5 protein-coding genes are annotated in these 10,004 nt (G+C 66.2%); all 5 read left to right on the top strand.

Annotated features, from left to right (window positions below; translation table 11 throughout):
* The first annotated feature begins 4 nt into the window (after window positions 1-4).
* The 5 genes from A3E77_RS14595 to A3E77_RS14575 all read left to right on the top strand — a co-directional run bounded on the left by A3E77_RS14595 (window position 5) and on the right by A3E77_RS14575 (window position 8,440).
* A complete protein-coding gene (locus A3E77_RS14595; RefSeq protein ID WP_458574458.1) occupies window positions 5-1,624 on the top strand; it encodes an N-acyl-D-amino-acid deacylase family protein in 1,620 nt (539 codons plus the stop codon).
* 85 nt (window positions 1,625-1,709) lie between these two features.
* Entirely contained in the window at window positions 1,710-4,535 is a 2,826-nt protein-coding gene (locus A3E77_RS14590; RefSeq protein ID WP_293647195.1) for a TonB-dependent receptor domain-containing protein, read from the top strand.
* A 14-nt stretch (window positions 4,536-4,549) separates the two neighbouring features.
* The gene (locus A3E77_RS14585; RefSeq protein ID WP_293647193.1) at window positions 4,550-6,127 is read left to right on the top strand and encodes an N-acyl-D-amino-acid deacylase family protein; all 1,578 of its coding nucleotides are present in this window, start codon (window positions 4,550-4,552) and stop codon (window positions 6,125-6,127) included.
* Between the two features lie 58 nt (window positions 6,128-6,185).
* Window positions 6,186-7,070 (top strand): LysR family transcriptional regulator, encoded by an 885-nt coding sequence (locus A3E77_RS14580; RefSeq protein WP_293647191.1) that lies wholly within the window; start codon window positions 6,186-6,188, stop codon window positions 7,068-7,070.
* 125 nt (window positions 7,071-7,195) lie between these two features.
* Window positions 7,196-8,440, top strand: coding sequence for a dicarboxylate/amino acid:cation symporter (locus A3E77_RS14575; protein ID WP_293647189.1), 1,245 nt, complete (start codon window positions 7,196-7,198; stop codon window positions 8,438-8,440).
* Window positions 8,441-10,004: the final 1,564 nt, after the last annotated feature.

Genomic DNA, 10,004 nt, shown 5'->3' with positions numbered 1-10,004 from the left:
GTATATCAAGTTCACAACGGCTATGGTCGCGCTTTTGTCCGCGACGACGCTGGCGGCGTCCGACGGCGCGGCCGAACCGGGTGACAACCCCGATCTCGTCCTTCGCGGCGGCACCATCTATACCGGCGATGCCGCACCCTTCCGGGGCGATGTCTCCATTCGCGGCGACCGGATCGTCTATGTCGGACCGAAAGCACCCGGCGCCGGCGCCCGGACGATCGACGCGACGGGGCTGATCGTTGCGCCCGGTTTCATCGACCCTCACGCGCATGTGAACGATGCACTGGCATCGGGCGATCCCGCCAGCCGGCTGGTGCTGCCATTCCTGACGCAGGGTGTGACGACGGCCTTTATCGGGGTCGACGGATCGGGCGACCCCGATGTGGCGCGCACCTTTGGCGTCACCAACGCCAATGTGCCGGGGGCCGTCGTGGGCCTTGAACAATCGTCGCGTGATTTCGGGATCAATTTTGCCACCTATGTCGGCCTTGGCGCGGTTCGCGCAAAGGTGGTGGGCGCCGCCGACCGGGCCCCCACTCCGGCCGAAAGCGCCCAGATGACGGCGCTGGTCGACAAGGCGATGTGCGACGGCGCGCTCGGGCTTTCGACCGGACTCTTCTACGCCCCGCAAAGCTTTGCCAAGCGCGACGAGGTGGTGACGCTGGCAAAGGCGGCGGCGGCGCGCGGCGGGATTTACGACAGCCATATCCGGGACGAATCTTCCTATACCATCGGCCTGAAGGGCGCCGTCGAGGAGGCGCTGGCGGTCGGGCGCGATGCCGGAATCCCGGTTCATATTGCCCATATCAAGGCGCTGGGCGTCGACGTCCACGGCCAGGCCGCGGCGGTCATCGCACAGATCGAGGCGGCGCAGAAAGCGGGCCAGATCGTCCATGCCGACCAATATCCCTGGTCGGCGTCGGGCACCGGGCTGTCGGCCGCGCTGCTGCCGCGCTGGGCACAGGACGGCGGCCGCGCCTCGATGCTGAAACGGTTCGATGACAGCGCGGTGATGGCAAGGATGCGGCCCGAAATCGTCGAAAACCTTCGTCGCCGCGGCGGTCCGGCATCGTTGCTGATCACGTCCGGTCCCGCGGGTTTCGAGGGCCAGACGCTCGATCAAATTGCCAAGGACCGTGCGATCGATCCGGTCGACGCGGCGATCCTCGTTCTGAAACAGCGCGAAGCGGGGGTCGCGTCGTTCAACCAGGACGAAGCGGACATCGCCGCCTTTATGAAACGCCCGTGGGTCGTGACCAGTTCGGACGCCTCGCAGGGGCACCCGCGCTATTACGCCTCCTTCGCCCGCAAATATGCGACCTATGTCAAGGACAAGGCGGTAATCGACCTTGGCACCTTCATCCGCCAGAGCACGGCAACGCCGGCGCGCATGTTCGGCCTCGCCGGACGCGGCGAGCTGAAGGTCGGCGCCTTTGCCGACGTCATTGCATTCGACCCGGCGACCTTTGCGCCGCGCGCCGATTATGCCCGGCCGACCCTGTTTTCGACGGGGATGCGTTTCGTCACCGTCAACGGGGCACTCGCCATCGACAATGGGGCGCCGACCGGACTTGCAGGCGGGCGCCCGCTGCCACGCAAAGCGGCCGGGACAGGCTGCAAATAACTACAGCAGGAGGACGAAAACCGCCGCGACAGGCGGGCCCGGGAGGCGTCCTTCACACGAACAAGAACAGGAAAAGGGGAAAAACATGTCGAGATCAACGCCGATCATATCCACCGCGGCACTGGCGGTTGCGATGCTCTGGGGCGCGCCTGCGTTCGCGCAGGAGGAAATCTCCGATAGCGCCGACAGCGCGAGCGAGGCTCCGACCGAAATCACCGTTACCGGCACCCGCATCCAGCGCGACGGTTATCGCGCGCCGACCCCGCTGACCGTGCTCAATTCGGAAGACATCGAAACTTCGGCGCCGTCGAACATCGCCGATTATGTCAATGATATCCCTTCGTTGGTGGGAAGCCACACGCCGGCGAGCACGAACCTGAACATCAGTGCCGGGACCGCGGGCGTCAACGCGCTCAACCTTCGCGCGCTCGGCACCGCGCGGACGCTCGTCCTGCTCGACGGGCAGCGGTCGGTCGGTTCGACGCTCGGCGGCCTTGTCGACGTCAACACCTTCCCGCAAGGGCTGATCAAAAGCGTCGAAATCGTCACCGGCGGTGCGTCGGCGGCTTATGGTTCGGACGCGGTATCGGGCGTCGTCAACTTCATCCTCGACAAGGAATATACGGGGATCAAGGGCACTGCCGAATATGGCATCACCAAATATGGCGATGCCCCCAATTACCGCGCGTCGCTGACCGCGGGCACCGCCTTTGCCGAAGGTCGCGGCCATTTGCTGCTCAGCGGCGAAATCGCGATCAAGGAAGGGCTGCACGGCGTTCCGCGCGACTGGAACAATCGCGGCTGGTACATGATCAACAACCCTGCCTATGCCGCGGGCAACGGCCAGCCCGAACGGCTCGTGGTCTCCGGCGCCGGGCTCAGCCTGGCGACACCGGGCGGGATCATCACCAACCCCGCGTTTCGCGGCACGGTGTTCGGACAGGGCGGCGCGACCAGCCAGTTCGATTACGGAACCGTGCGCGATCCGTGGATGATCGGCGGCGATTGGGAATCGACGCAGGTCAATGGGTTCCAGTCGCTCGATCCCGAAGAGAACCGCAAAAGCGCCTTCGGCCGGCTCAGCTTCGAGGTGTCCGATGGGCTCAACCTCTTCGTCCAGGCGTCCTATGCCAAATCAAAGAACCTCGGCTGGCTGGGCGTCCAGCTCAACCAGGCGAATGTGACGATCCGCGCCGATAATGCGTTCATTCCCGAACCGCTCAGGACGCAGCTTGCAAATGCGGGGGTGACCCAGTTCACGCTCGGGACGACCAACGCCGACCTGCCGATCCGCAAGAATGACACGGTTCGCGAATTGCAGCGCTATGTCGTTGGCGCGAACGGAGCTTTCGACTTGTTCGGGTCCAGCGCGCGGTGGGACATTTATTACCAAAAGGGAATCAGCAACACGCGCGAAATGGCGCGCGACATCACGAACAATGCCCGGCTCGCGCTGGCGCAGGACGCCGTGTTCGCTCCCGCGGGCAATGCGCTCGGGGTGCCCGCGGGCACGATCGTCTGCCGCTCGTCGCTGGCCGCGCCGACCAACGGCTGCGTGCCGCTCAACCGACTGGGCATCGGGGTCGCCAGCCAGGACGCGCTCGATTATGTGCTCGGCAATCCGTTTCGCAAACAGAAGTTCCAGCAGGACGTCTTTGCCGCCAACCTGTCGTTCGACGCGTTCGACCTGCCCGCGGGGCCCGTGTCGGTCGCGATCGGCGGCGAGCATCGGCGCGAGAAAGTGTCGGGCGACGTCCCGACCGAGTTCCGGTCGGGATGGTTCGTGGGCAACTTCCTGCCCAGCTTCGGCAAATATAATGTGTCGGAAGCCTATCTCGAACTGCTCGTTCCCGTCATCGACGGGCTGGACTTCAACGGCGCCGTCCGCGGCACCGATTATTCGACCTCGGGCTATGTCACGACGTGGAAGGCGGGGCTGACCTATGAACCGATCCCCGACATCCGCTTTCGCGCCACCCGGTCGCGCGACATTCGCGCGCCGAACCTGGGCGAGCTTTACACGGCGGGCTCGACGCGCATCAACGTGCTGATCGACCCGACGCAGAATAACGCATCGGTGCAGTTCGCGGGAACGACGCGCGGCAACGCCGCGCTGAAGCCGGAGCGCGCCGACCAATGGGGTGTCGGTGTGGTGTTGCAACCGCGCTTCATTCCCGGCTTTGCCTTCTCCGCAGACTATTATGACATCAAGATCGAGGGGGCGATCGGTTCGGTCGCGGCGCAGACGATCGTCGACCGCTGTGCCGAAGGCGTGCAGGCATTTTGCAGCGCGGTGGTTCGCGGACCCAATGCGTTCGGCAACAATCTGCAAGTGTTTGAAAGCCCGTTCAACTTTGCATCGCAGCGCGCAAAGGGGATCGATTTTGAAAGCTCCTATCGCGTCCCCGTGGGGGCAGGCGATCTGACGCTGCGCGCCATGGCGACCCGCTATATCAAGAATTATTTCGACAATGGCATCGACACGCCGACCGACACGGTGGGACAAAATTCGGCGGGCGGCGCGCCCAAATGGCTCTACCGCGTCCAGGGCACCTATGCGAACGAGGGCTTTACCTTCAACCTGACGGGCCGCGGGATCAGCAGCGGGGTGTATGACAACAGCTTCGTCGAATGCAAGTCGGGCTGTCCCGCATCGACCGTCACCAACCGGACGATCGACAACAACCGCATCAAAGGCGCCTTCTACGTCGACGCCACGCTGTCTTTCGATATCGAGATGGCCGATCGCGAGTTGCAGTTCTTCATGAGCGCGAACAATTTGTTCGACAAGGACCCGCCCGTCGTGGCGCCGGGGCCGGCGGGCAGCGCCTATGCCACGCCCGCGACCAACCAGTCGCTCTATGACCTGCTGGGGCGCACCTATCGCGTCGGCATCCGCTTCAAGATCTGACGGGAGAGAGAATGATGAAACGGGCCCTGCTATCGCTTGCCGCGTTGCTTGCCACCACCGCCCCCGCATGGGCGCAGCATTATGACGTGCTGATCCGTGGCGGCACCGTCTACGACGGCAGCGATACGCCGGGCCGGATCGCCGATGTCGCCATCGCCGGCGATCGCGTCGTCGCCGTGGGATTCGTCCCGCCCACGGCGACGGCCACCACGCTGGTCGATGCCACCGGAAAGATTGTCGCGCCGGGGTTCATCGATCCGCATTCGCACGCCGCGCCGAACATCCAGACGCCCGAACTCGCGGCGGCACTGCCGATGCTGTATCAGGGCATCACCACCTTGGCGATCAATCCCGACGGCGGCGGCCCGGCGGAGCTTGGCGCGCAGATTGCCGATCTTCGGACGAACATCCCGGGCGTCAACGTCATCCCGTTGATCGGGCACAATGCGGTGCGCCGCGAGGTGATGGGCGATGTCGCGCGCCTCGCCACCCCGGCCGAACAGGCGAAGATGGAGGGACTCGTGACCGCCGCGATGCAGGCCGGCGCCTTCGGCCTGTCGGACGGGCCCTTCTATATCCCCAGCAAATATTCCAACACGGCCGAAATTGTGGGGCTCGCCAAGGCGGCGGCGCGCTTTCCCCACGCGATCTACATCAGCCACATCCGCGACGAGGGCAATTATGATATCGGCGTCGTCGCTGCGGTCGACGAGGTCATTTCGGTCGCGCGCGAAGCCAAGATTCCGGGTATCGTAACCCATATCAAGGTGCTCGGTCCGCAGGTCTGGGGCAAGTCGGCCGACGTGATCGCGCGCATCAACGACGCCCGGGCGTCGGGTGTCGAGATCTGGGCCGATCAATATCCCTACGCCGCATCGGGATCGAGCCTGATGGCGTCGCTCGTCCCCGGCTGGGCGCAGGAAGGCGGCGCCGAGGCGCTGGCGAAACGGCTGGAAGACCCGGCGATGCGGGCGAAAATCCGCGCCGAAATGGTCCCCAACCTCGAACGGCGCGCGGGGCCGCACGCGATCATGATCCGCGGCTTTCCGCCCGAACCGGCGCTGGAGGGCAAAAGGCTCGACGAGATCGGCAAGCTTCAGGGCAAGCACCCGCTCGACGCGGCGATCGACATGCTGAAACGCGGCGGCGCGCCGACGGTGTCGTTCAACATGAGCGACGCCGACGTCGCCGCCTTCATGCAGCAACCCTGGACGATGACCTCGACCGATGGCGGCCTGCCGCCCTTTGGCAAGACGTCGGAACATCCGCGCGCCTATGGCGCCTTTCCGCGCAAGCTGCGAAATTATGTGCTCGATACGCCGGTGATCACCATGCAGAAGGCGATCCATGCCGCAACCGGGCTGACCGCAAGAATATTCGCGATCCCCGATCGCGGGGTGCTGCGCGACGGGGCCTTCGCCGATGTGATCGTCTTTGATCCCAAGACGGTCCGCGACCTCGCGACCTATGAAAAGCCCCACGCTTATTCGGTCGGCATGGACTATGTCTTTGTGAACGGGCGCGCTGCGCTCGCAAAGGGGGCGCCCGCGGCCGAACGATATGGCCGCGTGCTGCTGCGGACGACCGAATAGCGGATATGCGACATAAATTGACTTGCCGCGCGGCGGGGCGCCGGTCACGATGGCCGGGATGAACCTGCGCCATATCGAGATATTCTACGCCGTTTACACCAATGGATCGGTCAGTGCGGCGGCGCGCGCGCTGAACATTTCGCAGCCTTCGGTGTCCAAGACGCTTCGCCACGCCGAATCGATCCTGGGCTTTCCCTTGTTTGAACGCGCCAACGGCCGCCTCGTCGCGACCGACGACGCCCATGCGCTGTTCGACGAGGTCAGCGAAATCCAGGGGCGCGTCCACGCGCTTCGCGAGGGGGCGCGCAATCTGCGGCGCGGGACCGGGATGATGCTGCGTATTTCGGCGCTCCCCTCGCTCGCGCTGGGTGTGCTGCCAGAGGCGGTGGCGCGCTTCCTGCCCGATCATCCCAATGTGAATTTCGACCTGCAGACGGTCCATCACGATGACCTGGTGCGCAAACTGCACGAACGCGAAACCGATGTCGCGATCGCGGTCGAAGTGCCCCAGAATGCGCCGATCGGCAGTCGCTGGCTGGGCGAGGGCGAATTGGTGGTCCTGTATCGCGAGGCCGAGATTCCGGACGCCCCGCCACGGCTGGCGCTTCGCGACCTGCGCGAACATCATTTCATCAGCGTCGCCGCCAGCGGCCCGATCGGCCAGATCTTTGTCGAGGAACAGCGGCGGCTGGGGCTGGAATTCGACCATGCGATGTCGGCGCGCACCTTTTACATCGCGACCGCGCTGGTCCGCGCGGGCGTCGGGCTCACCGTGGTCGACAGCTTTACGGCGCAGGCCGCGCTGGCGCCGGGGCTGGCGATCCGTCCGCTGACCCCGCCGCTGACCTTCGACCTTTATGCCATGTATCTGCACAATCGGCCGCCGACCGCCTTGGCGACCGATTTCCTGAAGGTGGTGGCGCAGGTGATCGACGGGATATAGCGGATGGTTATGGGAACGCGCACAATCGATATGCAGGGGAAGGGGCTTGCCCGCCTAGGCTGGTCAGCGATGGCTTGTAACTCCGGCTTTGCTGCTCCCTCACCCGCCTGGCGAAAGCGCCCTGCATGATGCGCTGGTGGTTTGCCGTGCCGCTGTGGAAACGCGTGCTGGGCGGGCTGGTCGCCGGGTTGGCGCTCGCGATCCTATGGCCCGAAGCCGCGCCAAAGGTCGCCGTTTTCGGCGATCTTTTCGTCCGCGCAATCCGAATGCTGGTCGCGCCGATCGTGCTCATCACGATCGCGGCCGGGATCACCTCGCTGGCCGATCCGAAGCGCCTGGGCCCGCTCGGCGGGCGAACGGTCGGGCTGTTCGCGCTGACCACCGCGATTGCGGTGTCGGTGGGCATGGGGGTCGCGCTGCTGATCGAACCGGGCGTCGGCGTTCCCGTCGGCACCGCAGTGCCCAAGGCGCTCGGCGATCCGGTGCCGCTCTATGACCAGCTTGTCGGGATCATTCCGCTCAACATCGTCGACGCGCTGGCAAAGGGCGACATGCTGGCGCTGATTTTTGTCGCCATCCTCGTCGGCGTGGGCACGGTGCTCGCGGGCGATGCGGGCAAGCCGTTTGCGGGCATGCTGCAATCGCTGTCGGCGGTGTTGCTGAAAATCGTCGGATTGGTGATGGAATTGACGCCGATCGGCGTTTTCGCGCTGATTGCCAACGCCGTCGCCACCAATGGCGCGGCGGTGTTCGTCAACATCGGCTGGCTCGCGCTCGCGGTGGTGGTGGGGTCGCTGATCCAGATCATCCTCGTCCACAGCCTGATCCTGCGGCTGTTGGCGCGATTGCCCGTCGTCCCCTTTTTTCGCGGCATCGTCGACGCGCTGGTGGTGGCCTTCTCCACCGCGTCCTCGTCCGCGACGCTGCCCGTCGCGATGACCGTTGCGGGCAAGAATCTGGGCGTGTCGTCTAGCGTCTATTCGACCGTGCTGCCGCTGGGCGCCAGCATCGGCAAGGACGGCACCGCCATGTATGTCGGCCTGCTCGGCATTTTTAGCCTCCAGGCCTTTGGCGTGCCGATCGACGCGGGGGTTCTTGCAATCGTCCTGCTGACCGGCGCGCTGGCCGCCTTTGGCACGGCGCCGGTGCCTTCGGCCTCGCTCTTCATGCTGGCGGCGGTGTTATCCGCCGTCGGGGTCGCGCCCGAACAGACGGCGCTTATCGTCGGTTTTGTCCTGCCCTTCGACCGGCTGCTCGACATGACGCGCACGGTGCCCAGCGCCAGCGCCAACCTGACCGTCGCAACGACCGTCGCGCGGTGGGAGGGCGAGCTGGACGAGGCCGTGTATCGGGCGCCGCCGCGGCGCTGAGCCGCGCGATCGCCGGCGCAGCCCCGCTCAGGACGTAAGCTCTGCGGTCAGCTTGCCGGCACGGGCCTTTGCGACGGCGTCGTCCGTCTTGGCGATCGCGGGCGCGGCGACCGCGAGCAGCCGTTTCGCCTCGGCCCTGTCGCCGCCGCCGAACGCCGCTTCGGCCAGGGCAAGGTCGATCATCGCGCCGATAGCCGGATTGCCGAGCAGCTGCGCCATGCCCTCGCGGTCGAGGCCTGCGAGTTGCGCGCGCGCATCGGGGTAGCGGCGATTGGCGATCAGGCACTCCGCCGCAAAATATCGGGCGACGTGCGTCAGCGGATAATCGGGGCCAAAGGCGGCGCGCGTCGTCGTCAGTGCCTTGTTGACGATGTCCACGGCCTGCTGACGGCGGCCGGTCTGGCAGAGCGCCGATCCATAGTCGATCTGGCCGACCAGCGCCTGGTGCGATTGCGGCCCGGCCAGCGCCGCGGCGCCGCGCCAGACGCGCTCGGCCTCGCGCGCGGCGGCGTCATATTGCTTCAGGGCGGCAAAACTCTCGAACCGCGTCGAATGCAGCGCCAATGTGAAGCGGTGATCGGGTCCGAAACGTTTTTGCATGGCGGCCAGCAGCGGGGCGCTGGCTTCCAGTGTTTCCTGGTGCCGCCCGGTCATCGACAGGCTGTTCAGCCAATGCTGCCGGGTGACGAGCGTGTCGGGATGGTCGGCGCCCCGGATGCGGATCGAATCGCGCACGATGGCGCGCGCGACCGGCTCCGCTTCCTTGGCGCGGCCAAGCCGCATCAACGTCAGGACGAGCGACGATCGCGCCTTGAGCTGCTGTCCGGCCGGCACCGTGCTGCCTGCCGCTTCACCGATCTTGACCGCGCGTTGGAACGCGCGTTCGGCCGCCTCGATGTCGGTCATATAGCCATAGGCGCCCTCGGCCGACGCGAGCGCGAAACCGACGCGGCCGCTGTCGGCCCGCGCGCCCAGCTGCTGACGTTCGGCCGCAAGCAGCTTGCCGGCGGCCTCCAGCCGTTCGGGCTGGCCCGACGTCGCTTCCATATGGATGCGGCCCAGCCGGCCGACGACGGCATCGTCGCTCGCCCTTTCCCCCGCCGTGTCGAACAGCGCGTCGGCGCGCGCATATTCGGCGCGCGCGGTGTCGAAATCGGATCGCTGGTGGAACGCGCGTGCCACCGCGAGGTGCAGGCGCGCCGCGACGCGCGGCGCCCCGGCAAAACGCTGGTCGATTTGCTGGCTCGCGCGCTTTATCGCGTCGATCACCGTCTCGTCGGCGCTTGATTTCGCGGGGTCCGGGCTGCCCAGCACATCTTCGGCGATGAACGCATAGCCGGTTTCGGCCAGTTCGCGTGCCGCCACCGCTTCGTTGCGCTGGTGCCAGGCATAGGCCGCGAGCGCCGATGCGGTGAGCAACCCGACCGTCAAGCTGGCAAAGGCGGCGCGAACCCAGGGGCGCCGCGCGGCCTGGCGGTCTTCGCGCTGTTGCCGTTCGGCCAGCTCGGCCCGCCGGGCGGCGTCGGCGGCGGCATCGGCGCGGCGCTGCGGCAGGCGGGCCAGC

This window comes from Sphingopyxis sp. RIFCSPHIGHO2_12_FULL_65_19 (assembly GCF_001830555.1).
In the GTDB taxonomy this organism is placed as follows: Bacteria; Pseudomonadota; Alphaproteobacteria; order Sphingomonadales; family Sphingomonadaceae; genus Sphingopyxis.
Note: the sequence above shows the minus strand (reverse complement) of the source record. Positions and strands in the feature narration are given on the sequence as shown.

Excerpts from the sequence above, each read along its gene's own strand:
- A3E77_RS14590 (WP_293647195.1), top strand. The coding sequence starts at position 1,710 with ATGTCGAGATCAACGCCGATCATATCCACCGCGGCACTGGCGGTTGCG.
- A3E77_RS14585 (WP_293647193.1), top strand. The coding sequence starts at position 4,550 with ATGAAACGGGCCCTGCTATCGCTTGCCGCGTTGCTTGCCACCACCGCC.
- A3E77_RS14580 (WP_293647191.1), top strand. The coding sequence starts at position 6,186 with ATGAACCTGCGCCATATCGAGATATTCTACGCCGTTTACACCAATGGA.
- A3E77_RS14575 (WP_293647189.1), top strand. The coding sequence starts at position 7,196 with ATGATGCGCTGGTGGTTTGCCGTGCCGCTGTGGAAACGCGTGCTGGGC.